The organism is Pseudomonas sp. NFPP02 (assembly GCF_900119355.1).
GTDB lineage: Bacteria > Pseudomonadota > Gammaproteobacteria > Pseudomonadales > Pseudomonadaceae > Aquipseudomonas > Aquipseudomonas paracarnis.
This window is the reverse complement of the sequence record NZ_FPJI01000005.1, coordinates 310199-335513: the sequence shown is the minus strand read 5'-3', so window position 1 is coordinate 335513 and position 25315 is coordinate 310199. Positions and strand designations below refer to the sequence as shown.

General features: G+C 61.0%; 26 protein-coding genes. 9 read left to right on the top strand and 17 right to left on the bottom strand.

Going from position 1 to position 25315, the window contains the following annotated elements; genetic code table 11:
- Positions 1-18 precede the first annotated feature (18 nt).
- The 4 genes from BT204_RS11720 to BT204_RS11705 are packed head-to-tail and all read right to left on the bottom strand — an operon-like array spanning position 19 to position 1698.
- Positions 19-225 carry an SEC-C metal-binding domain-containing protein gene (locus tag BT204_RS11720; protein WP_057975615.1) on the bottom strand — a complete coding sequence of 69 codons (207 nt, stop codon included), beginning with the start codon at positions 223-225 and terminating at the stop codon, positions 19-21.
- Complete coding sequence (locus BT204_RS11715) at positions 222-704, bottom strand: LEA/WHy family protein (RefSeq protein WP_057975616.1); 483 nt, start codon at positions 702-704, stop codon at positions 222-224. Before BT204_RS11715 ends, BT204_RS11720 begins: the two co-directional genes overlap by 4 nt.
- 21 nt (positions 705-725) lie before the next feature.
- Positions 726-1196 (bottom strand): YchJ family protein, encoded by a 471-nt coding sequence (locus BT204_RS11710; RefSeq protein WP_034125936.1) that lies wholly within the window; start codon positions 1194-1196, stop codon positions 726-728.
- Between the two features lie 4 nt (positions 1197-1200).
- Complete coding sequence (locus tag BT204_RS11705) at positions 1201-1698, bottom strand: DUF6231 family protein (RefSeq protein WP_034125937.1); 498 nt, start codon at positions 1696-1698, stop codon at positions 1201-1203.
- A gap of 179 nt (positions 1699-1877) precedes the next feature.
- Here BT204_RS11705 and BT204_RS11700 point away from each other — a divergent pair, with 179 nt between their 5' ends.
- The gene (locus BT204_RS11700; protein ID WP_034125938.1) at positions 1878-2636 is read left to right on the top strand and encodes a hypothetical protein; all 759 of its coding nucleotides are present in this window, start codon (positions 1878-1880) and stop codon (positions 2634-2636) included.
- 117 nt (positions 2637-2753) lie between these two features.
- On the opposite strand, the gene BT204_RS11695 is transcribed toward BT204_RS11700, so the two are convergent.
- Entirely contained in the window at positions 2754-3218 is a 465-nt protein-coding gene (locus BT204_RS11695) for a CopD family protein (RefSeq protein ID WP_019817847.1), read from the bottom strand.
- 99 nt (positions 3219-3317) lie between these two features.
- Between BT204_RS11695 and dinG the strand changes: the two genes are divergently transcribed.
- From dinG to BT204_RS11665, 6 genes are all read left to right on the top strand, one after another.
- A complete protein-coding gene (dinG, locus tag BT204_RS11690; RefSeq protein WP_014717263.1) occupies positions 3318-5462 on the top strand; it encodes an ATP-dependent DNA helicase DinG in 2145 nt (714 codons plus the stop codon).
- An 88-nt stretch (positions 5463-5550) separates the two neighbouring features.
- A complete protein-coding gene (locus BT204_RS11685) occupies positions 5551-7848 on the top strand; it encodes a beta-galactosidase (protein WP_072446887.1) in 2298 nt (765 codons plus the stop codon).
- An 82-nt stretch (positions 7849-7930) separates the two neighbouring features.
- Positions 7931-9076, top strand: coding sequence for a serine hydrolase domain-containing protein (locus BT204_RS11680; protein ID WP_072446885.1), 1146 nt, complete (start codon positions 7931-7933; stop codon positions 9074-9076).
- A gap of 143 nt (positions 9077-9219) precedes the next feature.
- A complete protein-coding gene (locus tag BT204_RS11675; RefSeq protein ID WP_072446883.1) occupies positions 9220-10371 on the top strand; it encodes an OmpA family protein in 1152 nt (383 codons plus the stop codon).
- Between the two features lie 27 nt (positions 10372-10398).
- Positions 10399-11046 (top strand): pyridoxamine 5'-phosphate oxidase, encoded by a 648-nt coding sequence (gene pdxH / locus BT204_RS11670; RefSeq protein WP_072446881.1) that lies wholly within the window; start codon positions 10399-10401, stop codon positions 11044-11046.
- 265 nt (positions 11047-11311) lie between these two features.
- The gene (locus BT204_RS11665) at positions 11312-11776 is read left to right on the top strand and encodes an outer membrane lipoprotein (RefSeq protein WP_003189251.1); all 465 of its coding nucleotides are present in this window, start codon (positions 11312-11314) and stop codon (positions 11774-11776) included.
- A gap of 173 nt (positions 11777-11949) precedes the next feature.
- On the opposite strand, the gene nhaA is transcribed toward BT204_RS11665, so the two are convergent.
- Complete coding sequence (nhaA, locus tag BT204_RS11660; protein ID WP_072446880.1) at positions 11950-13134, bottom strand: Na+/H+ antiporter NhaA; 1185 nt, start codon at positions 13132-13134, stop codon at positions 11950-11952.
- A gap of 216 nt (positions 13135-13350) precedes the next feature.
- Here nhaA and BT204_RS11655 point away from each other — a divergent pair, with 216 nt between their 5' ends.
- Positions 13351-14445 carry a PLP-dependent cysteine synthase family protein gene (locus tag BT204_RS11655; protein WP_034125945.1) on the top strand — a complete coding sequence of 365 codons (1095 nt, stop codon included), beginning with the start codon at positions 13351-13353 and terminating at the stop codon, positions 14443-14445.
- Between the two features lie 92 nt (positions 14446-14537).
- On the opposite strand, the gene BT204_RS11650 is transcribed toward BT204_RS11655, so the two are convergent.
- From BT204_RS11650 to BT204_RS11640, 3 genes are all read right to left on the bottom strand, one after another.
- Positions 14538-16151, bottom strand: a complete 1614-nt coding sequence (locus BT204_RS11650) for an NAD(P)/FAD-dependent oxidoreductase (protein WP_034125946.1) — start codon at positions 16149-16151, stop codon at positions 14538-14540.
- A gap of 106 nt (positions 16152-16257) precedes the next feature.
- Positions 16258-16929 carry a COG3650 family protein gene (locus BT204_RS11645; protein ID WP_034125947.1) on the bottom strand — a complete coding sequence of 224 codons (672 nt, stop codon included), beginning with the start codon at positions 16927-16929 and terminating at the stop codon, positions 16258-16260.
- Between the two features lie 96 nt (positions 16930-17025).
- Positions 17026-17625 carry a short chain dehydrogenase gene (locus BT204_RS11640; protein WP_034125948.1) on the bottom strand — a complete coding sequence of 200 codons (600 nt, stop codon included), beginning with the start codon at positions 17623-17625 and terminating at the stop codon, positions 17026-17028.
- A gap of 218 nt (positions 17626-17843) precedes the next feature.
- Here BT204_RS11640 and BT204_RS11635 point away from each other — a divergent pair, with 218 nt between their 5' ends.
- Positions 17844-18758: a LysR family transcriptional regulator gene (locus BT204_RS11635; RefSeq protein ID WP_072446878.1), complete on the top strand. Its 915-nt coding sequence runs from the start codon at positions 17844-17846 to the stop codon at positions 18756-18758.
- Here BT204_RS11635 and BT204_RS11630 read toward each other — a convergent pair.
- From BT204_RS11630 to livH, 8 genes are all read right to left on the bottom strand, one after another.
- On the bottom strand, positions 18749-19234 hold the full coding sequence (locus BT204_RS11630; protein WP_034125950.1) for a DoxX family protein: 486 nt from the start codon (positions 19232-19234) through the stop codon (positions 18749-18751). The genes BT204_RS11635 and BT204_RS11630 overlap by 10 nt on opposite strands.
- On the bottom strand, positions 19231-20007 hold the full coding sequence (locus BT204_RS11625) for an HvfC/BufC N-terminal domain-containing protein (RefSeq protein ID WP_072446877.1): 777 nt from the start codon (positions 20005-20007) through the stop codon (positions 19231-19233). The genes BT204_RS11630 and BT204_RS11625 overlap by 4 nt, the downstream gene beginning before the upstream one ends.
- Entirely contained in the window at positions 20004-20882 is an 879-nt protein-coding gene (locus tag BT204_RS11620; RefSeq protein ID WP_072446875.1) for an MNIO family bufferin maturase, read from the bottom strand. Before BT204_RS11620 ends, BT204_RS11625 begins: the two co-directional genes overlap by 4 nt.
- 22 nt (positions 20883-20904) lie before the next feature.
- A complete protein-coding gene (locus tag BT204_RS11615; RefSeq protein WP_034125953.1) occupies positions 20905-21201 on the bottom strand; it encodes a BufA1 family periplasmic bufferin-type metallophore in 297 nt (98 codons plus the stop codon).
- 257 nt (positions 21202-21458) lie between these two features.
- The gene (locus BT204_RS11610) at positions 21459-22160 is read right to left on the bottom strand and encodes an ABC transporter ATP-binding protein (protein ID WP_003193540.1); all 702 of its coding nucleotides are present in this window, start codon (positions 22158-22160) and stop codon (positions 21459-21461) included.
- 1 nt (position 22161) lies between these two features.
- On the bottom strand, positions 22162-22929 hold the full coding sequence (livG, locus tag BT204_RS11605; protein ID WP_003193538.1) for a high-affinity branched-chain amino acid ABC transporter ATP-binding protein LivG: 768 nt from the start codon (positions 22927-22929) through the stop codon (positions 22162-22164).
- A complete protein-coding gene (locus BT204_RS11600; RefSeq protein ID WP_034125955.1) occupies positions 22926-24179 on the bottom strand; it encodes a high-affinity branched-chain amino acid ABC transporter permease LivM in 1254 nt (417 codons plus the stop codon). Before BT204_RS11600 ends, livG begins: the two co-directional genes overlap by 4 nt.
- On the bottom strand, positions 24176-25099 hold the full coding sequence (livH, locus tag BT204_RS11595; RefSeq protein WP_003193535.1) for a high-affinity branched-chain amino acid ABC transporter permease LivH: 924 nt from the start codon (positions 25097-25099) through the stop codon (positions 24176-24178). The genes BT204_RS11600 and livH overlap by 4 nt, the downstream gene beginning before the upstream one ends.
- Between the last annotated feature and the right edge of the window lie 216 nt (positions 25100-25315).

The following is a 25315-nucleotide window of genomic DNA, read 5'->3' as shown; positions in this document are numbered from 1 at the left end:
CGCTCCTACCCGTGCGGTTTAAGCACCGTGGCACTTCTTGAATTTCTTTTCGCTGCCGCACGGGCAAGGATCGTTGCGGCCTACGTCCTTCAACGCATTGCGCACCGGCTCTTGATGAGCGTGGCCGCAGTTCGGGCCGTGGACATGGCCGTGGTCGTGATCATGATCATGGTGGTCGTGATCGTGGTTGCAGTCAGGACCATGGACATGGGGTTGCTGTGTCATCGATGTTGCTCCGGAATAAAATCGCCGGGGATTATCTCGCCATTGTGTGCCACCTGCACGTCATTACCGATGAATAATCCGGTTTTCAGTTCGCCCTCTAAACGATAAGGCACGGGCCGGTCGGGATTTTTCAGCATCTGCACCACCTCACGCACCTGTGGCCAGAGGTTGGTGCGCACCGAGACCTTGAAGAATTTATGACCGCGTGGCGGTACGGTCAGCCACTCGTTGGACTCGCCTTCGGTCAACACCAGATTGCCCAGGCTGACCTTGTAGACCAGGCCGCGCACGGTCAGGTCGGCGTCGTCGCGGTTGTCCACGCGAAAGTACAGCTTGAATTTCTGTTCCAGCAGCTTGGCCCGCACCACTTCGACCTTGACCAGGGAAACGTGGGGGGGCGGCGCGTCGTCTTCGAACCAGGACGCGCAGCCGGTCAGGGCCAGGGTCAACGCCAGCATCAAGCTATACATCCGAAGCATGGCGCTATCCCCGTCGAGTGATTAGAAGTAGCTGGAACAGCACTTCTTGAATTTCTGCCCGCTGCCACACAAACAGGCATCGTTACGTCCGGCCTTCACTTCTACCGTAGGGTCGATGAAGTACCAGCGCCCTTCATTCTGTACGAAAGAAGACTGCTCGCGGTGACTATGTTCACCGGCAGCGTCATGCCAGCGCGCGGTAAAGGTGACAAAGGCGTGCTCAGGCTGGCCGCCGAATACCTCGGAGCTTTCCACCTCCAGGCCCAGCCAGGTGCTCTGGGCACTCCAGGCGGCAATGGCGTCGCGGTCCAGGCCGGCCTGTTGCGCAGGCAGCGTAGTGGCGACCAGGTAATCGACCAGGCCCAGCACATAGGCGCTGTAGCGCGAGCGCATCAACGCGCTGGCACAGGGGGCCGGGTGACCGGCGTGATAATGGCCGCAGCAGGCATCCAGCAGATTGCCGCTGCCACACGGGCAAATGGATGTACTCATCGGGTTACCACCAATACTTTCCGAAGTTTTCCGGGTTGGCCCAGAAGCGGGCGTTGAGCCAGTCCGGCACCTGTTTATAGTCAAGCAGATCATAGGTAAACAGCGTCAGCACCTGATCATCGCGTTGGAAGCGTTCGCCGGCTTGCAGGGCCAGGGAGAAAAAGTCGGTGTCCTTCCAGTCGCAGGCACCCAGGTCGACCAGCACGGCAATGCGGCTGGCGTTGAGGTTACGGATGCCTCCGAGCAGGGTCAGGCCCTGGGGTTTGGACAGGTGCTCCAGGCAGTCGACCACCAGCGCGAGGTCAAAGCGCTGCACCGCGAGGTCTTCCGGCAACGGCCCTGGCGCGGCATAGAACACCTCGGTATCCGCGTGCGCAGCCCGGAAGGCATCCAGCGCCGGAAATTGGCTGGCGCCCACTAACAACAGGCGTTTTGGCCTGTGAAGGTCCAGCAGGGCCGCCAAGGCTTGTTGGGGCGTACGGGCAGAAATTCCAGCGGTCATTGCAGATCCTCGCATCAAGACCGTAGAGACTAGCGCGGCTGGGCGCGTGGGCCTAGAGCGCGGCGGTCGATACCCACCGAGGTGGAATTGAAGTTTTTTGATCCTTCACTGGCAAATCGCCGGTAGAAGTCGTTACTGTGCGCTCAAAGAAAAATTTGAAAACACTCAGGAGCCCCATGATGCGTAAGGTTTTTCTGCTGGCCCTGTTGGTCAGCCCCGTTGCCCTGGCCCAGAGCGTCAGTGTCGAAACCAATTCGTTGATGCGCCTGCCCAGCAGCACCAGCGTGTTGCAGCTCGAGCGCCTGGACGTGGCGGACTACGGCACCTTGCTGATTCCGGCCACCATCAGCCAGGTCACGGTGGATGAGCTGCACTTGGGGCGCGACGCACGCATCACCATTGTGCCTGGCAATACCGCCTTGCAAATGCAGGTACGCGAGGCGCAGTTGGAGCACGGTAGCCAGATCACCTCACGGGGCGCCCCCGGCACCCACGAAAAACCCGCCAAGGCTGGGCGTGATCTGACCTTGCGCATTAACTCGCTGACTGCCGAAGCGCTGTCGGTGGATGCCCGTGGTGGCGCTGGAGCCCAAGGATATGCGGGCCTGGACGGTGCCAACGGCGTGGACCCGGGTTGCACCTGGGGTTCAGCCGGGCGCGGCTTTAATGGCGATAACGGCGGCGATGGCCGGCCAGGGGCAGCGGGCGCCCAGGTACGCCTGGAGTTGCCACAGGAATTCCCGGCTGAACAGATCAAGGTCTGGGTCGATGGCGGGGCTGGAGGCCTGGCGGGTGTTGCAGGTAAACCCGGCAAGGGCGGGCAGTCCAAGGGCTGCCTGGTGTACCGCGCGGACGGCGGCGAAAAGGGCCGACCAGGGTTGGAGGGGCAACCGGGGCCGGCTGGGCCTGCGGGGTCTGTGACTATCCAGCGGCTGTAGGAGCCAGCTTGCTCGCGAAAAACGTCAACGATAACGCGTGCTTCCTGAATAAACGCGGCGTCTGTGAGTTTTTCGCGAGCAAGCTCGCTCCTACACGCGTTAGGGCAAGCCAACAGCTCAGAACATCGGCCGAGCCGAAGCCACCGCCACCACCACCAACCCCACGATCAAATTAATCCCCACCAACCTGCGAATCTGCCCCAGCGCAGCCGCGCCCGCCGGCCAATCCTCAGCCGCCACCGCTGCCTTCAGCTCCGGGAACTTCAAGGCCTGGATTCGGATAAACAACGCCGTCATCACCAGATACAGCCCCATCATCACCTGCACATAACGCGGCGCGGTCTCAAAACCACTGAAGCGCAGTTGCAGCAAACCGATGCCGCTGATCGGTAAAAGCACCACCGCCACCCACACCCACACAAAAAAACGTTGAAACACATTTGCCCACAGCTTGAGCCGGGCAGGGCCCTCAAGCGCCGCCATGGCGGCGGGGCGCAGGATCATCCAGGCGAAAAACATGCCGCCGACCCAGATCAATGCGGCCAGTACATGCAGGGTATAAGCGAGGCTAAACGCGGTCATTGTGGTACTCCGTTCTGCGCGGGATTAATTAGCGGGGTATGATAGCGGCCGATCCGAACCACTGAAAATTTATCCAGCGTTTTTTGCGCCCGACTATCCATGATCAGCACTGAACTCAAAACCACGATCCAGGGCGCCTATTCGCGTTTTCTCGAAGCCAAGAGCTTGAAACCGCGCTACGGCCAACGCCTGATGATCGCCGAAGTGGCAAAAGTCCTCGGGGATATCGACACCGACGACGAAGGCCGCCGCGAGGGTGAGCCTGCGGTAGTGGCCGTCGAGGCCGGTACCGGTACCGGCAAGACCGTGGCCTACAGCCTGGCCGCGATCCCTACGGCCAAGGCTGCTGGCAAGCGATTGGTGATTGCCACCGCTACCGTCGCGCTGCAAGAGCAGATTGTCTACAAAGACTTGCCCGACCTGATGCGCAACAGCGGCTTGAGCTTTACCTTCGCCCTGGCCAAGGGCCGTGGCCGCTATATGTGCCTGTCCAAGCTCGACGTATTGCTGCAGGAAGGCCACGCCCAAACCGCCACTGCCTCCTTGTTCGAAGAAGAAGGCTTCAAGATCGAGGTGGATGAGGCCAGCCAGAAGCTGTTTACCAGCATGATCGAGAAGCTGGCCGGCAACAAATGGGACGGCGACCGCGACAGTTGGCCCACCGCCCTGGAAGATTCAGACTGGGCGCGCCTGACCACCGACCACAGCCAATGCACCAACCGCCATTGCCCCAACTTCGGCCAGTGCGCCTTCTACAAGGCGCGCGAAGGCATGGGCAAGGTAGATGTCATCGTCACCAACCACGATATGGTATTGGCTGACCTGGCCCTGGGTGGCGGTGCGGTACTGCCCGACCCACGCGACACCCTCTATGTGTTCGACGAAGGCCACCACCTGCCAGACAAGGCCATTGGCCATTTCGCCCATTACACCCGCTTGCGCTCCACGGCCGACTGGCTGGAAACCACTGCCAAGAACCTCACCAAGTTACTGGCCCAGCACCCGTTGCCCGGCGACCTGGGCAAGTTGATCGAGCAAGTGCCGGAGCTGGCGCGCGAGATCAAGACCCAGCAGCAGTTCATGTTCAGCGCCTGCGAGCAGGTGGCGGACTTCAAGCCCGGTGAAGACGTCGAAGGCCGAGAGCGCCCGCGTCACCGTTTTGTCGGCGGGATGATTCCCGAGCACATGCGCGAAATGGGCATCGAGCTGAAGAAAGGCTTTTCACGCCTCACCGACCTGTTCACGCGCCTGACGGACTTGCTCAAGGAAGGCATGGATGGCGAGGTCAATATCGGCATCGCCAGCAACCAGGCCGAAGAGTGGTACCCCTTGTTCGGCAGCCTGCTGTCTCGTTCCCAAGGCAATTGGGAGCTGTGGACCGCCTTCACCGTCGAAGACCCGGAAGACAACCCGCCCATGGCCCGTTGGCTGACGTTGTCGGAAAGCGGTGCGCTGTTCGATATCGAGGTCAACGCCAGTCCGATCCTCGCCGCTGAAATGCTGCGCCGCAACCTGTGGAACGTCGCCTACGGCTGCCTGGTAACCTCGGCCACGCTGACGGCCCTGGGCACCTTTGACCGCTTCCGCATGCGCGCCGGCCTGCCGAAAAAGGCCGTTACCGCCGTGGTGCCCAGCCCGTTTCATCACGCTGACGCCGGCGTGCTGCGGGTGCCAGACCTCAAGGCCGACCCACGGGACGCTGCGGCACACACGGCGGCGATCATTCGCGATCTGCCGTCGTTGGTGGAAGGCTCCCGCGGCACCCTGGTGCTGTTCTCGTCGCGCAAACAGATGCAGGACGTGTTCGACGGCCTCGACCGCGACTGGCGCAAGCAGGTGTTTATCCAGGGCAACCTGTCCAAGCAGGAAACCCTGAACAAGCACAAGGCGCGGGTCGACGGTGGGGATTCCAGTGTGTTGTTCGGCCTGGCCAGCTTTGCCGAAGGCGTGGACTTGCCCGGTGCCTACTGCGAACACGTGGTGATCGCCAAAATCCCGTTCTCGGTGCCGGATGACCCGGTCGAGGCCGCACTGGCCGAATGGATCGAAGCCCGGGGCGGCAACCCGTTCATGGAAATCTCGGTGCCGGATGCTTCACTGAAGCTGGTGCAGGCCTGCGGGCGTCTGCTGCGTACCGAAGAAGACCGCGGCACCATCACCTTGCTCGACCGTCGCCTGGTTACCCAGCGCTATGGCAAGGCGATCCTCAATGCATTGCCGCCGTTCAGGCGCGAAATTTCTTAAGCCACCGTGGGCGGATTCGCCCACTCTGTGGTCTATCTCATCACTATCATCAGGCCAGTCATCGGCCGTTTGGGAGAACCTTGTTCGTATGATTCGCACGCTGCCCGCTCTTTTTGCCCTGCTGTTCGCTGCGCCGTTGATGGCGGCGCCCGAGGGGCAACAAACGCTGTTCAACTTCGTCCGGCCTGCCGATGTGGTCAAGGTGGCGACCCAGGACGCCAGCCTGCCGCAATACAATGCCGAACAAACGCCCGAAGGCGAGGTGCTGCGCCGCATCACCTTCAACCCAGCGGCCGAGCCGAGCCTGGTGCTCAGCCCGCAGACGGGGACGTGGGACTGGTCGCAATCGAGCGCCATGAGCCTGCGTATCCAGAGCGCGATGAACTGGGCACTGACCCTTTACGTCAAGGTGCAGAGCGCCGACGGCAAGACGCTCGTCAGCCGCATCGACCTGCCTGCCGGCCCGGCCCAGACGCTGCTCGTCCCGCTGCAAGCCAACTCACCGCTGAGCCAGGGCATGAAGGCCGGCCCGCCGATGCCGATGACCGTGGATGGCCAGCGGGTGTTGCTGGCCGCCAGCGCCGGAGAAATCGACCGCAGCCAGGTCGTCTCGGTGACCCTGTCGATGCTCAAGCCCAATGCCGCTCAAAGTATCCTGCTGGAGCGCTTTGGCGTGCAGGACAGCGAGCCGGTATTGAAGGCTGCCTACACTGAACTGGTGGATGCCTATGGCCAATCCAACCGCGCACGCTGGCCGGAGAAGGTCAGCAGCGACGAGCAACTCAAGGCATCGGCCGCCAAGGAACAACAGCAGCTCAAGACCTGGCTGGCCGAGCGGGACAAGTCCTCCCTGGATCAATACGGTGGCTGGAAGAAGGGCCCGGCCTTCGATGCCAGCGGTTTTTTCCGCACCCAGAAGCGCGACGGCCGCTGGTACCTGGTGACGCCGCAGGGGCATCCGTTCTACTCGCTGGGGGTGAACACCGTGGCGCCGGACAACAGCCAGACCTACGTGGCGGGGCGCGAGTGGATGTTCGCGGCGCTGCCCAAGGCCGGCGAACCCTTTGACAAGTACTACGGCAGCGACGACAGCCGCACCGGCAACGGCGCCGGCGAAGGTCGCGGCTTTGGCTCCGGGCGTTGGTACGATTTCTATGGCGCCAACCTGCAACGCACTTACGGCGGGGACGCGTTGGACCAGCCACGCTGGGTGACCCATACCCTCGATCGCCTGCAAGCCTGGGGCTTCAACACCGTCGGCAACTGGAGCGATCCGGACCTGGCCACTGCCGACCGCGTGCCGTACACCTTGCCGCTGTCGATTGTCGGTGACTATGCCAGCATCAGCACCGGCACCGACTGGTGGGGCGGCATGCCCGACCCGTTCGACCCGCGCTTTGCCATGGCCACCGAGCGCGCAGTGGCTATTGCCGCACGCGATCACCGTGACGATCCTTGGCTGATCGGTTTCTTTGCCGACAACGAACTGGCCTGGGCCGGTCCTGGCGAGGATGCAAAATCCCGCTACGCCCTGGCGTACGGCACCCTGCGCATGACCACCGACGTGCCGGCCAAGCGCGCCTTCCTCAAGCAACTGCGCGATAAATACCGCAATGAAGAGGGCCTTTCCAAAGCCTGGGGTATTCAACTGGCTGGTTGGGAACTGATGGAAGACCCAGGCTTCGAGCCGCCGATGCCCAGCTCTGAACACCCGGAAATCGAAGCCGACTTCAAGTATTTCCAGAAGACCTTCGCCGATGCCTACTTCAAGACCATTTCCGACTCGCTGAAGTGGCACGCGCCCAACCAGCTGTTGCTGGGCGGCCGTTTTGCGGTGAGCACGCCCGAGGCCGTCGCTTCGTGCGCGCAGTATTGCGACGTGCTGAGCTTCAACATGTACACCTTGAAACCCCAGGACGGTTACGACTTCGCCGCCCTGCGTGCGCTGGACAAACCGGTACTGATCACCGAATTCAACTTTGGCTCCGCCGACCGCGGCCCGTTCTGGGGCGGCGTGACGCAACTGGCCCGCGAAGAGGACCGCGGCGCGGCGTACTCCGCGTTCCTCAAGCAGGCGGTGGCCGAGCCGTCGATTGTCGGGGTGCACTGGTTCCAGTACCTGGACCAGCCGGTAACCGGGCGTCTGCTGGATGGTGAAAACGGCCATTTCGGCCTGGTCGGCATCACCGATGTACCCTTCCAGGGCTTTGTCGAGACGGTGCGCAAGAGCAACCTGGCCGCGCTCGACCAGTTGGGCCGTGAGGCGCAAAAAGCCAAGGCCACCCAAGCGATGCGTGAAAGTGAAGCCGGCAAGCCGGGGCGCGACGGCAAAGGCGCGGGGCAGGGCGCTGAGCATGCTGGTGGGCACGCTGGAAACGGTCATTGATTCATCGTTGACGGGTTCACAAAACCTACAATGGCTGAAAGAATGGCGACCACTTTTCATGGTGTTTTCCGAGGGGACTTAGGTGCAGATTCAGGGTCATTACGAGCTGCAGTTCGAAGCGGTGCGCGAAGCCTTCGCCGCCCTGTTCGATGATCCTCAGGAGCGTGGTGCCGGGCTGTGCATCCAGATCGGCGGGCAAACCGTCGTCGACCTGTGGGCCGGTACTGCCGACAAGGACGGTGCCGAGGCCTGGCATAGCGATACCATCGTCAACCTGTTCTCCTGCACCAAGACCTTCGCGGCAGTGACTGCCCTGCAACTGGTGGCCGAAGGCAAGCTCAAGCTCGATGCGCCGGTAGCCGAGTACTGGCCGGAGTTTGCCGCTGCTGGCAAGGACGCGATCACGCTGCGCCAGTTGCTCTGCCACCAGGCCGGGCTGCCGGCCATCCGCGAAATGCTGCCCACCGAAGCGTTGTACGACTGGCAATTGATGGTCGATACCCTGGCGGCAGAAGCCCCGTGGTGGACACCGGGCCAGGGCCACGGCTATGAGGCGATCACCTACGGCTGGCTGGTTGGCGAACTGTTGCGTCGCGCCGACGGGCGCGGGCCGGGGGAGTCGATCGTGGCGCGGGTGGCACGGCCATTGGGGTTGGACTTCCATGTAGGCCTGCCGGATGAGGAGTTTTATCGCGTCGCTCATATAGCGCGCAGCAAAGGCACTATGGGGGATGAAGCCGCGCAACGGTTACTTCAAGTAATGATGCGCGAGCCGGCGGCGATGACTACCCGTGCATTTGCCAATCCACCGTCTATTCTGACCAGCACTAATAAGCCCGAATGGCGACGCATGCAGCAGCCTGCGGCGAATGGCCACGGTAATGCACGCAGCCTGGCCGGGTTTTATAGTGGTTTGTTGGACGGTAGTTTGCTGGAAAGCGACATGCTCGAACAATTGACCCGCGAGCACAGTATCGGGCTGGATAAAACCTTATTGACCCAAACCCGCTTCGGCCTGGGCTGCATGTTGGATCAACCGCAGTTGCCCAATGCCACGTTCGGCCTCGGGCCACGTGCATTCGGGCATCCCGGGGCAGGAGGTTCAGTCGGGTTTGCCGACCCTGAACATGATGTAGCCTTCGGTTTTGTGACTAATACCCTGGGGCCTTACGTACTTATGGACCCGCGGGCCCAGAAGTTGGTCGGAATATTGGCCGGTTGTCTATAAACCCCTTGCTGTTTCACAATTTTTTGTTACAAAGGCAAGTATAAAAAAGATGCTGAACGACATGTTGTAACTTGAATGTTCTTTTAGCGTCTGTTTAACGGGTCCTGCGACCCTCTGGTTTTTTCTCATTTTGTGGATATCTCATGTTATCGAACAAGTCTTTGGCACTGGCGCTGTGCCTCACTATTACGGGTTGTGCACAAACTCCACAAAATGATGCCGAAGGTGGGCATTGGTGGTCATTTGGATCTGACAAAACGGCGACCAAGGATCCAGTGGCCCAGACCGACGCCAAGCCGGATGCCAAACCCGACGCCAAGCCGGCCGCCGGTGCCAAGCCTGTTGAGCCTGTCACCGCTGCTGCCGCTGCCCCGGCTGCCAAAGCCGACACCGGTTACAGCTGGTGGCCGTTTTCCACCAAGAGTGCCGAAGACAAAGCCGCCGACGCCAAGGCCGACCTGAAAGCCGACCTCAAGGCGGCAACCCCGGCCTCGGACGCCGCACCTGTCGTCGCCAAGACCGACAGCGAGCCGCGCTGGTGGTGGCCGTTCGAAAGCAAGCCAAAGCCATTGGCCAAGGTCGATGTGACCAATGTACAAATGCCTGACCCGAAGATCACCCAAGCCTGGCTGGACGAATACGAACCACGCCTGCGTGCCGCCATCAAGGACAGCAACCTGCAACTGGAGCGCCGTGACAACACCCTGGTGGTGATTGCCCCGGTAGACGGCTCCTACAACCCGAAGCGTCCGGCTATGTTGCTGCCGGTGACCCTGGGCCCGTTCACGCGGGTGGCCAAGGCCGTTGAAGCTGACCCGAAGACCGCCGTACTGGTGCTGGGCCACGTTGATGCCACGGGCAGCGCCCCGGCCAGCCAGGCGTTGAGCAAGGAGCGTGCGCAGTCCATTGCCTCGATTTTCAGCCTGAGTGGTCTGAAACAGGATCGCTTGATGCTGCGTGGCATGGGCGACCTTATGCCGCGTGCCGCCAACGACAGCAATCAGGGGCGTGCGCTGAACCGTCGCATGGAAATCATGTTCACTCAGCGTACAACGATGTTGGCACTGCTGAGCAAGTACAACTCCGGCAAGACCCCGCCCGTAGCCGAAATGGTCGCGGTGCAGAATGTGCCTGCGCCAGCACCGGCGGCCAAAGCGCCTGCCAAAAAGGCCACGGCCAAGAAAGCGGCGGCCAAGCCAGCGGCTAAAAAGGCTGCGGCCAAGCCGGCTGCGAAGAAACCTGCCACGGCAAAAGCCAAGGCGGCACCCGCTTCGAACGACCAGGCGAAGAACTGAGCTGTTGAACCACAAGGATAAAGCCGCATGACCCAGGCACTGGCCGATATGCGCCGTGACTACACACGGGACGGTTTGAGCGAGGCCCATGCCCCGGACGAGCCGTTTGCGTTGTTCCACCATTGGTTTGCTGATGCGGTGAAAACCGAACAGCCGCCAGTGGAGGCCAATGCCATGACGCTGGCGACAGTGGATCAGGACGGCCGCCCGCACTGCCGCATCCTGCTGCTCAAGGGCCTGGATGCACAGGGCTTTACCTTCTTCACCAACTATCAGAGCGCCAAGGGTGAACAACTCGCGGCGCGGCCGTTTGCGGCCATGACCTTCTTCTGGCCAACCCTGGAGCGCCAGGTACGCATTGAAGGGCGTGTGGCCAAGGTCACGCCTGCAGAGTCGGATGCTTATTATCAGGTGCGCCCATTGGGCAGCCGCCTGGGCGCCTGGGCCTCTCCGCAGAGCAAAGTCATTCGTGATCGCGAAGAGCTGCAGGCGCTGCTCAAGGCCACTGAAGAGCGTTTCAGCGATACCCAGCCCGATTGCCCCGAGCATTGGGGAGGGTACCGTTTACTGCCTGAGCGCATCGAGTTCTGGCAAGGCCGCGCCAGCCGCCTGCATGATCGCCTCAACTACCGCTTGCAAGACGGCCAATGGTGCCGCGAGCGCCTGGCGCCCTGAGCGTCACCTTTCGTCATTCCACCTGAATCAACACCGTTGCGTCGAAGTCTCTGTTCAAGAGACTTCGGACGCTTTCGGCTGTGCGGCTACACTGATCGAGCCGGTTATGGCATGGTTCCGTACCCTGGCTTGGTTACCGTTCGTCGAGTTCTCTGGTGCTGGCAGTCTGTACTCAGGCTGAATGAAAGCAAGTTTCTGCCTGGTGCGCCGTGACACGCGCCAAGCCACAGCGTTTAATGAATACCTGTCCTTTGGAGTTGATGCTATGCGTAAGTCCGTTTTACTAGTTGCCTGCTTTACCACCCTGTCGTTGCTGTTGGGTGGCTGCGCCTCGAGTCTGACCGGCGACTCGTACTCTCGTGATGAGGCGCGTCGTGTACAGACCGTTCGCATGGGCACCATCGAATCCCTGCGTCCGGTGAAGATCGAAGGCACCAAGACCCCAATCGGCGGCGCCGCGGGCGCAGTCATCGGCGGCGTTGGCGGCAGCGCCATCGGTGGCGGCCGTGGCAGCATCGTGACTGCTGTGATCGGCGCAGTTGCGGGCGGCCTGCTGGGCTCGGCCACCGAAGAAGGCCTGACCCGTACGCAGGGCGTGGAAATCACCGTGCGCGAAGACGACGGCAGCATGCGTGCCTACGTACAAGCCGTGCAGGAAAATGAAATCTTCCGCATTGGTGACCGCGTACGCATCATGACCGTCGACGGTACCAGCCGCGTTACTCGCTAAGCCTTGAGCTACAGGCGAAGAAAAACCCCCAACCGGGTGACCGGTTGGGGGTTTTTTTTGTAGGAGCGAGCTTGCTCGCGAAAAACGTTAACGATAACGCGTGCTCAATGAATGAACGCGGCGCCTCTAAGTTTTTCGCAAGCAAGCTCGCTCCTACAACTGACTGACTTCAATCATTCAACGGCCGCTTTCTTGCGACTTGCCATCGCCGTCACCGCATACCCGATGAAGGCCGCCAGGATCGACCCGGTCAGAATCCCCATGCGATCTTCACCGGCAAACTCACTGGCGCCCGGCACAAACGCCAGGGAGCCGACAAACAGGCTCATGGTGAAGCCGATCCCGCACAGGATCGCCACGCCCAGTACCTGGCCCCAATTGGCGCCGCTGGGCAGTGAGGCGATGCCGGTCTTGATCGCCAGCCAGGTGAGGCCGAACACACCGACTGTCTTGCCGATCAACAGGCCCGCGGCGATGCCCATGGGCACGGAGTGGGTGAAGCTCTCCAGGCTGACACCGGTGAGTGACACACCGGCATTGGCGAACGCGAACAGCGGCAGGATGGCGTAGGCCACCCAAGGGTGCAGGGCGTGTTCCAGGCTCAGCAGCGGTGAGGTTTCGGCATTCTTGGTGCGCAGTGGAATGCAGAACGCCAGGGTTACACCCGCCAAGGTCGCATGCACACCGCTCTTGAGCACGCACACCCACAGGATCAGGCCGATGATCATATACGGCCCCAGCTTGATCACGCCCAGGCGGTTCATCGCAATCAGCGCAATCAAGCACGCCCCCGCGCCCGCCAGGGATGCCGTGGACAAGTCAGCGGAATAGAACAAGGCAATGACGATGATGGCGCCAAGGTCATCAATGATCGCCAGGGTCATCAGGAACAGCTTCAGCGACACTGGTACGCGCTTGCCCAGCAGGGCCAGAACGCCCAGCGCAAAGGCAATGTCGGTGGCCATGGGGATCGCCCAGCCGGCCAGGGCGGCCGGGTTGTCCTTGTTAAGCGCCCAGTAGATCAGCGCCGGCACAACCATGCCGCCGATGGCCGCTGCGCCAGGCAGCACCACTTGCGAAGGCTTGGACAGGTGACCATCCAGCAGCTCACGCTTGACCTCCAGGCCGATCAGCAGGAAAAACAGGGCCATCAGGCCATCGTTGATCCAAAGCAGCGCCGGCTTGGCGATTTTCAACGCGCCAACCTGAGCCACCACCGGCGTGTCGAGAAAGGCGTTGTACAGGTGCGACAACGGTGAGTTGTTGATAATCAGCGCCAAAGCGGCAGCGGCGATCAACAACAGACCACTGGCGGCTTCCAGCTGGAAGAAACGGGTGAAAGTGCTACGCAGAGGCAAGGGATGCTCTCCAATCCAGGTTCAATAGGTGGGTACCCTAACCCGTACCGTTAGTTGTTAAAACAAAAGTTATATTCTTATTTGTTATAAGTGGTTGGCCGGAACATCGGTGGGTTAAAGACTAGCAATTGTGTGTCCAATTGCGTCGTCACTGTATCTGTGTGAAGCGTGGGAAACATCCTAAGATCACCGCTGAAAGCCTTTAGAGAAGCCACCATGAGCGACCACCGTACCTGGGCCCGCGAAGCCATTCGTATCATTGAAGCGGACTTCCAGCGGAGCGCCGATACCCACCTGATCCCGCTGCCATTACCGGGTTTGCCAGGCATCGAGTTGTACTTCAAGGATGAGTCCAGCCACCCCACCGGCAGCCTGAAACACCGGCTGGCGCGCTCGTTGTTCCTGTATGCGCTGTGCAATGGTTGGCTCAAGCCTGGCGCCCCCGTTATTGAAGCGTCCAGCGGCTCCACCGCGATCTCGGAAGCCTACTTCGCGCGCTTGCTCGGCTTGCCGTTCATTGCCGTCATGCCCGCTACCACGTCCCAAGAGAAGATCGCCCAGATTGCCTTCTATGGGGGCAAGAGCCATCTGGTCCAGGACCCGACGCAGATCTACGCCGAATCCGAACGCCTGGCCCAGGAAAGCGGTGGTCACTTCATGGACCAGTTCACTTACGCCGAACGTGCCACCGACTGGCGGGCGAACAACAACATCGCCGAATCGATCTTCCAGCAGATGCGCTTTGAACAGCACCCGGAGCCGAGTTGGTTGATTTCCAGCCCTGGCACCGGCGGCACCACCGCGACCCTGGGCCGCTATGTGCGTTATCGCCAGCATTGCACCCGGGTGTTGTGTGCCGATGCCGAACGCTCGGTGTTCTTCGACTTCTACCAGAGTGGTGATGCCAGCCTGCGCCTGGACTGTGGCTCACGGATTGAAGGGATTGGTCGCCCACGTGTGGAGGCCTCGTTTCTGCCGGCGGTGATTGACGCCATGGTCAAGGTACCGGATGCATTGTCCCTGGCGGCCATGCATTACCTGGCTGAGCATTTGGGACGACGGGTTGGCGGGTCCAGCGGGACCAACCTGATCGGTGCGCTGATGGCGGCGCAACAGATGAAAGCGGCGGGGGAGTCGGGGTCGATCGTTGCGATCTTGTGCGATGGTGGTGAGCGCTATGCCACGACCTATTACGATCAAGCTTGGCTGGCGGGGCAGGGCTATGAGCTGGAAGGGTTGATCGCGGCGGTTGCGGCGAGTGTCGAGCGCGGTGAGGCGCTACCCGCTAACATCCTGCGCGCTAATATCTGACAAGCAGCGCCAAGTTGTAAGCTCCAAGCTACAAGAAAAGCAGGATGCATACCTGTTTTTAGCTTGTGGCTTGAAGCTTACAACTCGAAGCTTCAACCGTGGATGCCGAGCATATCCCGCGCCAACGCCTCGGCGATCCGAATCCCGTCGACACCCGCCGACAGAATCCCACCGGCATACCCCGCGCCTTCTCCAGCCGGGAACAAGCCTTTGACGTTCAGGCTCTGCATTGACTCGTTGCGGGTAATGCGCAGTGGTGACGAGGTGCGGGTCTCGATGCCGGTCAGCACCGCATCGTGCAGCGAGTAACCTTTGATCTGTTTCTCAAACGCCGGCAAGGCTTCGCGGATGGCTTCGATGGCGAAGTCCGGCAGGGCCAGGGCCAGGTCACCCAGCGACACTCCGGGTTTGTAGGACGGCTCCACACTGCCCAGGGCGGTGGAGGGTTTGCCGGCGATGAAGTCGCCCACCAGTTGCGCCGGGGCCTCGTAGTTGCTGCCGCCGAGGATGTAGGCGTGGGACTCCAGGCGCTCCTGCAACTCGATACCGGCCAGCGGGCCACCCGGGTAATCCACCTCGGGGGTAATGCCTACCACGATGCCAGAGTTGGCATTGCGCTCGTTACGCGAGTATTGGCTCATGCCGTTGGTCACGACGCGATGGGGCTCCGAGGTCGCAGCCACGACGGTGCCGCCCGGGCACATGCAGAAGCTGTAAACCGAACGGCCGTTCTTGGCGTGGTGCACCAGCTTGTAGTCCGCAGCACCCAGCTTCGGGTGGCCGGCGTATTTACCCAGGCGTGCGGCGTCGATCAGCGACTGTGGGTGTTCGATACGGAAACCCACCGAGAACGGCTTGGCTTCCATGTACACGCCACGGTCGTGGAGCATGCGGAAGGTGTCCCGGGCGCTGTGGCCCAGGGCAAGAATCACGTGCTTGGAGAGGATCTGCTCGCCGCCGTCGATGACCACGCCGTTCAACTGGCCGTCTTCGATCAACACGTCGGTGACCCGCTGCTCGAAGCGTACTTCACCGCCCAGGGCGATGATCTGCTCGCGCATGTTTTCCACCACGCCGGTCAGGCGGAAGGTGCCGATGTGGGGCTTGCTGACGTAGAGAATTTCTTCCGGCGCGCCGGCCTTGACGAACTCGTGCAGCACTTTGCGACCGTGGAATTTCGGGTCCTTGATCTGGCTGTACAGCTTGCCGTCGGAGAAGGTGCCTGCGCCGCCTTCACCGAATTGCACGTTGGACTCGGGGTTGAGCACGCTTTTGCGCCACAGGCCCCAGGTGTCCTTGGTGCGTTGGCGCACTTCCTTGCCGCGCTCGAGGATGATCGGCTTGAAGCCCATCTGTGCCAGCAGCAGCCCGGCGAAGATCCCGCAGGGACCGAAGCCCACCACGATTGGCCGCTCAGCCAGGCCTTCCGGCGCCTGGCCCACCACCTTGTAGCTGACATCCGGTGCCGGGTTGACGTTGCGGTCGTCGGCAAACTTGAGCAGCAGCGCGGCTTCACCCTTCACGTTCAGGTCGACGGTGTAGATGAAGCACAGCTCAGAGGTCTTTTTACGCGCATCGTAGCTGCGCTTGAACAGGGTGAAATCGAGCAGGTCATCACTGGCGATGCCCAGGCGCTGCACGATGGCAGTGCGCAGGTCTTCTTCGGGATGGTCGATGGGCAGCTTGAGTTCGGTGATTCGTAACATGACAGGATCCGGTAGGCGGCGGGCAAGGAGGCCGGCTGTTTTGCAAACCGGCGATTATAAGCCCCAATGGCAAGTTTCCGTCAGGTTAAAACAGCACAGGGCCTAATCAGTCGTCCCGCGAGCCGCCGAATGCTGCGCAACCACGCTGCACCTGGCCGTTCACGCGCAACTCGGCGCTCATGTGTTGCAGGCTGCCGCTCACACTGTCGACGCAGCGCTGGGGCGCCACCCACAGTTCGATGTGCTGGTTGTTGGCTTCAGTCATCAGATTGAAGCGGCCGTCGCCCAGTTGTTCCTCGACGTAGGGTACTGCCAAAGGTGGATGGCCTTCGCGTTCCAGCACCATACCCTTGGCCGTGACATTCATTGCCCAGGCGGGTTTATGGCCGTTGGCCCGCAGTATCATGCGCTTGAAGTCCGGGTCGGAGCACGCTGAAGTCGAGCGTTCGACGCGATACAGCTGTTGCAGGTCCACTGAACCCTGGGTGCCGCTGGCGACCCCGGAAAACTTGCCGCGCAGGTCGGCAAACAGCTTGCCCTGCTGGCCGGCCAGCGAGGCGGCTTCCTGCAGGACGCTGGTGCCGCCGGTGTCGTTGACCACGTAGCTACGCTGGTCGCCGCACGGCTGGAACAGCAGTTTGCCGTCCACCGCGGTCAACTCACCCTGCATACGGGTCAGCCCGACAGTCGATGGCTTGGCCGGCTCGCTTTCGAACAATTGGCAGGCGGCGAATACAGGAAGCAAGGCAAACAGGACGAGGGTACGGGCGGCGCGCATTATCGGGTCTCCAGGCAAGTGCCGCCACGTTACGCAGGCTGGCCGTGCATCACAAGCCCGCTTGCCAGCTTCAGGCGTTTCTTACAGTACTCACCCTCATCCCACGATAAAGGTCTGACCAGTTTGTAGGCCCTCGACGCTTTTTGCGTAAGCCAGCGCCACATCGGCGGCGGGGGCAGGTTTGTAGCCACGGAAATAAGGGGCATAGCTGCCCATGGCTTCCAGTAGCACAGTCGGGCTGACCGAGTTGATACGCAGGCCGCGAGGCAATTCAATGGCCGCCGCTTTGACGAAGGCGTCCAGAGCACCGTTGACCAAGGCCGCCGAAGCGCCGGTACGGATCGGATCACGGTTCAGGATGCCGCTGGTGAACGTGAACGAAGCACCGTCGTTGGCGTACTCACGGCCGATCAACAGCAGGTTGACCTGGCCCATCAGCTTGTCACGCAGGCCCAGTTCGAAATCGCTGTCGTTCATGTCTGCCAGGGGCACGAAGTTGACGCTGCCTGCCGCGCAGATCAGGGCGTCGAACTTACCGGTCTGCTCGAACAGCTTACGGATCGAGGCGCTATCGCTGATATCCACCTGGAAGTCACCGCTGGTGCGGCCGATGCTGATCACTTCGTGGCGCTGGGCCAGTTCCGCCTTGACCGCTGAACCGATGGTGCCGCTGGCACCGATCAATAGGATTTTCATCGTGCTGTTCCTCTGGGGCTGATTTCCTGCAGGGGCAAGCGTGCTCGCGAAAAACTCAAGGTCGCCGGCGTGTAGTCAGGCTTACCGCGTGATCGTTGACGTTCTTCGCGAGCAAGCTCGCTCCTACAGGGGTTGGGATTTGCGTTCAGTCTAGTGTGGCTTTTTAATTGGATAAACGTGCTAATAGGCAACCTTTGGTTTTCAAATGGAAACAGTCCATGAGCGAAATGGATGACCTGGCGGCGTTCGCCGTGCTGATCGAAGCCGGCAGTTTCACCGTGGCGGCCACACAATTGGGCTGCAGCAAAGGGCAGTTGTCCAAGCGCATCAGCCAGTTGGAAGCGCAGTTTGCCGTGGTTTTGCTGCACCGCACCACGCGCAAGCTGAGCCTGACTGCTGCCGGCGCGGCGTTGCTGCCCCAGGCACAAGCATTGGTGGTGCAGGTGGAACGCGCCCGCCAGGCATTGGCGCGGCTCAAAGATGATTTGGCTGGCCCTGTGCGTATGACCGTTCCAGTGTCGTTGGGTGAAACCTTCTTCGATGGCTTGCTGATGGAGTTCTCCAAGCAATACCCGCAGGTGCAGATCGAGCTGGAGCTCAATAACAACTACCGAGACTTGGCACGGGATGGTTTTGACTTGGGGGTACGGTCGGGCGCCATCGAACATGAACGCTTGGTGGCTAAACCTTTGCTGGCCTGGCATGAGATGACCTGCGCCAGCCCGGCTTATCTGGAACAGCATGGCGAGCCGCAGACCCCAGCGGACCTGGCGGCGCACAGCTGTTTGCTCAACAGTCATTACAGTGGCCGCGAGGAGTGGTTGTACCACCAGCAACACGAATTGCTGCGGGTAAAGGTGAGCGGCACCTTCGCCTCCAACCACTACAACCTGTTGAAAAAAGCAGCGTTGGTCGGCGCCGGTATTGCCCGCCTGCCGTCCTACGTTCTACCCACGGAGCTGGCTGACGGCCGATTGCGCTGGCTGCTGCGCTATTATCAGACACGCAGCATGCCGATGTACTTGGTGCATCCCTACCAGGGCGGTTTGCCTCGGCGTACCCAGGTGTTGGCCGACTACCTGGTGGACTGGTTCAAGCGCAGCGGCGAAGCGCTGGATCGGCTTCAGCGATAACGACGGGCAATCAGGTGGTCGATGGACAGGCACCCGGGGCCTTTGGCAAGCAACAACAATAACAGCGCAAGCCAGGTGCCGTGAGTGGGGTAGGCGTCAGGGTAGACGAACAGCTGGATGGTCAAGGTCATGCCTATCAAGGCCAGGGCCGAGAAGCGCGTGGCGAACCCCAGCAGAATCAATACCGGAAAAAAGTGCTCGGCAAAGGTTGCCAGGTGCGCGGCCACCTCTGGCGACAGCAGAGGCAATTGGTATTCGCTGCGAAACAAAAAGAGGGTCGAGGCGGCGAGTTTGGGCTCACCCCATTGGAAGGTGCCGCTGATCAGGTCAATGGCAAAGCCTTCGACCTTGGTCTGGCCAGACTTCCAGAACACCGCCGCAATGGAGAAGCGCGCGATAAAGGCGATCAGGCTGTAGGGGATTTTTTCAAACAGTGCCACGGTTCGTTTTACCAGGCAGGGAGCGGGAAAGTTCATGGCGATACCTCTGGTTGCAGATGCAAATGGGTGATGGCGTCGTGGCTGATCAATAGCGTGAGACATAGGTGCAAATCGAATTCGTCAGAGGCTTTCAGGGCATCAGCTATGGCCATTTCCAGCCCTGCGCCTTGGTTGAGTCGGTTGATAAAGGTCACAGACCCGCGGTCGATGGCGAATACCTTGACCACCAACCCTTGGCGCAAGACCAGCCCGCCTTGGGCATGCCAGGGGTTCAAGCTGGCGATGGCCCCGTCGGCCTGGTGCGCCGCCCAAACCGATACCACCGCGTAGGAAGATTCCAGCGTGGCAAGTGATGGATGCAGTCGTACACGCAGTTGCCCCAGTTGCGCGCAACCTTGCAGTTGCCGAAGTACGCTGTGCTGATCCAGAACCTGGCAATCCGCCGCGTGATAAGCGCGGACCCTCAAGCGTTCCAGCCGGGCGACATCGGCCAGGTAGGGCACGCTCCAGGCTGGTTCGAAACCCTGGATAAAGTCAGCGAACGTGCCGCCGTACTCACTGATCAAGGGGCTGGTGGGCGGGTGGGCCTGGGCATACAGGCCGGCCATGGCGCGGAAAAACTCATCGCCGACCAGTTGCCGCGCCACCGGGTAGGCGGCTGCCAAAGCATTGATCAAAGCGCTATGGACATTGTTTCGATACACCGCAAAGCGGCTCGCCGGCTCAGCACCGTTGCTGCTGAATACGCCCTCGGGGCAGGTTGCTTGCGGGGCCAGTAAAGCCTCGGCGAATGTTTGCTGAATGCTCATCGGGCCACCTGCGACAAATACCATTCGGCCTGCCGGGCCTCTGCTTGCAACACGCTGAACGCGGGCACCTGGTTATCCCGCTCAATCAGCGTCGCCACCGCTCCGGTCCGCGCCAGTACCTGTGCGTAAAGCTGCCACACGGCGTTATCGATCGGCGCGCCGTGGTCATCAATCAGCAGGCGGTCGCCCAGGCTGTCGGTGTCTTCGGCAAAACCGGCCAGATGAATCTCACCCACTGCGTGCAATGGCAAGGCATCGATGTAGGTCAGCGGGTCGCGCTGATGATTGATGCAGGACACGTAGACGTTGTTGACGTCGAGCAGCAGGCCGCAACCGGTACGGCGGACTATCTGGCTGATGAAGTCGGTTTCGTCCAGGGTAGAGCGCTGGAACTGCAGGTAAGTGGAGGGGTTTTCCAACAGCATCGGCCGCTTGAGCGCGCTCTGTACCTGATCCACGTGTTCGCATACCCGCTCCAGGGTGCAGGCATCGTAGGCCAGGGGCAGCAGGTCGTTGAGAAACACCGGGCCGTGGCTGGACCAGGCCAGGTGTTCGGAAAAAGACTGGGGTTGATAGCGTTCGATCAGCGTGGCCAGGCGTGCCAGGTGCTCGCGATCCAAGGGGGCTTCGCCGCCGATGGACAGGCCGACGCCGTGCAGTGACAGGGGGTACTGCGCACGAATCAACCCCAGGTAGTGATGAAACGGGCCGCCGGCCACCATGTAGTTTTCGGCGTGTACTTCGAAAAAACCGATGTCGGGGCGGGTCTCGAGCACCTCGCTGAAGTGCTCGGTCTTGAGCCCCAGCCCGGCCCGATAGGGGAGGCCGGGCACCTGAGCCGGTGAGACCGCGTGTTGGGCTGTAGGCGTCATCATCAGTACTCAGGCTGCGCGGGGTTCAGGATTTGGCGGTGAAGGCCGCTTCCTGGCCAAAACCGGTCGGCGAGGTGGTGCTTGGGGTCTTGGTGCAAGTGCCGGCGGGTACCAGCTTCCAGGCATTGGCCTGGTCTTTGGTTTTGGAGGTGCCAGCGCAGGACGTACCGGCGCCCGCGGCGCAGTCATTCTTGCCGGCTTCAGCCACGCCGAAGCATTTCTGCATGTCGTCGGCCGCGTGGGCGGTGGTGGTCAGGGCGGACAGGCTCAGGGCAGAACCAAGGGCCAGAACGAGGGTGGCGGCGGACAGTTTGGTGGTCATGGTGTGTCTCCAGCAGTGGTTGAATGCGCAGGCTTGATTGCCTGCATGCACCACTAGAGAAAGGGGGAGGGAATTCGTTACAAAGCCATCGAAAAAAACTGCAAACAACACCTGTTTAATGACTTATACAAAGCAAATGTGGGAGTCGGGCTTGCCCGCGATGCAAACGCCTCGGTTCTTCAGATACACCGGGGTGATGCCATCGCAGGCAAGCCAGCTCCCACACAAGCCAACTCCCATTTGGAACTCACTCTTTCTTAGCCGCCGAGGTAGGCCTCCCGCACCTTCGGATCGGTCAGCAATTGCTCACCCGTACCCTGCATCACCACCCGGCCATTCTCCAGCACATAGGCACGGTCAGCGATTTTCAGCGCCTGGTTGGCGTTCTGCTCCACCAAAAACACCGTCACACCGTCCTTGCGCAGCTGTTCGATGATGTCGAAGATCTGCTGGATGATGATCGGTGCCAGGCCCAGGGAAGGCTCGTCCAGCAACAACAGCTTGGGCTTGCTCATCAGCGCCCGGCCGATGGCAAGCATTTGCTGCTCGCCGCCGGACATGGTGCCGCCGCGCTGGCTGAAGCGTTCCTTGAGACGGGGGAACAGGTGCAGCACCTTGTCCATCTGCTCCTGGTAATCGCCCTTGTCGGTGAAGAACCCACCCATGGCCAGGTTCTCTTCCACGGTCAGGCGCGAGAACACCCGACGGCCTTCGGGCACCACCGCAATGCTCTTGCGCATGATCTCGGCGGAGTGCTTGCCCACCAGTTCTTCACCCATGTAGCGGATGCTGCCACTGTAGGCTTGCGGCGAACCGCACAAGGTCATCAGCAAGGTCGATTTGCCGGCACCGTTGGCGCCGATCAGGGTGACAATCTCACCCTGGCGCACTTCCACATTGACGCTGTGCAGGGCCTGGATCTTGCCGTAGAAAGTGGAAACGTTTTCGAATTGCAGCATTTTACGCTTCCCCCAAGTAGGCTTTGATCACTTCAGGATTGTCGCGGATCTGCTCCGGCGTCCCGTTGGCCAGCGGCGTGCCCTGGTTGATCACCACGATATGGTCGGAGATGCTCATGACCAGTTTCATGTCGTGTTCGATCAACAGCACCGTGGCGTTGTTTTCCTCACGCAGCACACTGATCAGCGCCTTGAGGTCTTCGGTTTCCTTGGGGTTCAGGCCCGCGGCAGGTTCGTCGAGCATCAGGATGCGCGGGCGGGTCATCATGCAGCGGGCGATTTCCAGGCGACGTTGCTGGCCGTAGGCGAGGGTGCCTGCCGGGCGGTTGGCGAACTCGGTCAGGTTGACCTTGTCCAGCCAGTACGCCGCGTATTCCATGGCCTCGCGTTCGCTCTTGCGGAACGCCGGGGTCTTGAACAGGCCAGCGAAGAAGTTGGTGTTCAAGTGACGGTGCTGGGCGATCAACAGGTTCTCGACCGCCGTCATGTCCTTGAACAACCGCACGTTCTGGAAGGTACGCACCACGCCTTTGCGGGCGATTTCGTGGCCGGCCAGGCCCTGTATGGGTTGGCCGTCCAGCAGGATGCTGCCACCGCTCGGCTTGTAGAAACCGGTGAGGCAGTTGAACACCGTGGTCTTGCCGGCGCCGTTGGGGCCGATCAGCGCTACCACTTGTTTCTCTTTGACGGTCAGGGCCACGCCATTGACCGCCAGCAAACCGCCGAAGCGCATGCTCAGGTTTTCGACTTTCAGGATCTCGCGGCTCATTTGCGCAGCTCCATGTGTGGACGTTGCATGGGCAGCAGGCCTTGAGGGCGCCAGATCATCATCAGCACCATCATGGCGCCGAACATCAACATGCGGTATTCGCTGAACTCACGCATCATTTCCGGCAGCAGGATCATCACGATGGCCGCCAGGATCACGCCCAGTTGCGAGCCCATGCCACCCAGTACCACGATGGCGAGAATGATCGCCGACTCGATAAAGGTGAACGATTCCGGCGTCACCAGGCCTTGGCGAGCGGCGAAGAAGCTGCCGGCAAAACCGGCGAATGCAGCGCCCAGGGTGAATGCGGAAAGCTTGATGATGGTCGGGTTCAGGCCCAGGGCACGGCAGGCGATTTCATCTTCGCGCAGTGCTTCCCACGCACGGCCGATGGGCATGCGCAGCAGGCGGTTGATCACGAACAAGGCCGCCAATGCCAGCAACAGTGCGACCAGGTACAGGAACACCACTTTGCTCACCGGGTTGTAGGCAATCCCGAAGTACTCGTGGAAGGTCTGCATGCCTTCGGCGGCGGTGCGGTCGAACGACAGCCCGAAGAACGTCGGCTTGGGAATGCTGCTGATACCGTTGGGGCCACCGGTGATATCGGTGAGGTTACGCAGGAACAGGCGAATGATTTCGCCGAAGCCCAGGGTCACGATGGCCAGGTAGTCACCGCGCAGGCGCAGCACCGGGAAGCCCAGCAGGAAGCCGAACGTGGCCGCCGCCATACCCGCCAATGGCAGGCAGATCCAGAAGCTCCAGCCCAGGTAATGCGAGAGCAGCGCGTAGGTATAGGCACCCACGGCGTAGAAGCCCACATAACCCAGGTCGAGCAGGCCTGCCAGGCCCACCACGATGTTCAGGCCCAGGCCCAGCAACACGTAGATCAGGATCAGCGTGGCAATGTCGACCGCGCCGCGCGAGCCGAAGAACGGCCAGATCAGCGCCGCGATGATCAACCCGATGATGATGTAGCGCTGGGTGCGCGGCAGGGTCAGAAATTGGCTGACCTTGGGCGACACCAACGGGCCACGGTTGCCCTTGAACAAGGCACCGACCTGCTGGGTGAACAGTACACGCAGGAACATCAGCACCGAACACAGGGCGATGACGGTCAGGGTCACAGGCCCGGTGCCGTGCACCTCCAGGTTGATGCCGACAATGCTCAGCTTGAGGCCGAGTACCGGGAAGGCCACGGCCCACACCAGCAAGGCGCTGAAAAACGCCGATTTAAGATATCTGCTCATACTTTCTCAACCTCCGGACGGCCCAGGATGCCGGTCGGACGGAACAACAACACCAGAACCAACAGGCCGAACGCGACGACATCCTTGTACTGGTCACCGAAGATATCGGCGCCAAAGGCTTCGGCCACACCCAGCACCAGCCCGCCGAGCATGGCGCCCGGAATGCTGCCGATGCCGCCCAATACCGCAGCGGTAAAGGCCTTGAGGCCCACCAGGAAGCCGGCGTTGGGGTTGATCACGCCGTATTGCATGCTCAGCAACACGGCCGCCACGGCCGCCAGCGCAGCACCAATGACGAAGGTCAGGGCGATGATGTTGTTGGTGTTGATGCCCAGCAGGTTGGCCATCTTGATGTCTTCGGCGCAGGCCCGGCAGGCGCGCCCCAGACGGGAGCGGGAGATGAACAGCGTCAGGCCCAGCATGGCCACCAGGGTGACCACGAAAACCAGAATCTGCATGTACGAAATCAGCACTTCTTGTGCGCCACCCGGGCCGAAGGAGATGCTCCCCGGAATCAGGTTGGGAATGGACTTGTCCTTGGAGTCCTGGGACAGCAATACGGTGTTCTGCAGGAAAATCGACATGCCGATCGCGGAAATCAGCGGGATCAAACGGTTGCTGCCCCGCAGGGGACGGTAGGCAACCCGCTCGATGCTGTAGCCATAGGCACTGGTCACGATGATCGATGCCAGGAACGCAGCGGTCATCAACAGCGGCAGGGAGTGGATCCCCATCATGGCCAGCCCGGCAAGGGCGATAAAGGCCACGTAGGAACCAATCATGTACACCTCGCCATGGGCGAAGTTGATCATTCCAATGATGCCGTAAACCATTGTGTAGCCAATGGCTATCAAGGCATAGGTGCTGCCAATGGTCAGGCCATTAACCAGCTGTTGGAAAAAATGATAGATCTCAGGCATTACAGCGCTCCTAAAAACCCGATACGCATTTCACTGGTGGAGTCATTTCCGGCTCGGTGCCCTGTTCTGTGACCAGGTTGCACGAAGCGTTTGCCAGCGAACCGCTGGTGACGGTTTTAAGATTTTCAGGTGAGCCAGCGCCCGGATCGCGGGTGACATGGCCCATAAACCTCGTAAAACAAAGCCCACTGCTTGCACAGTGGGCTTGTTGACCAG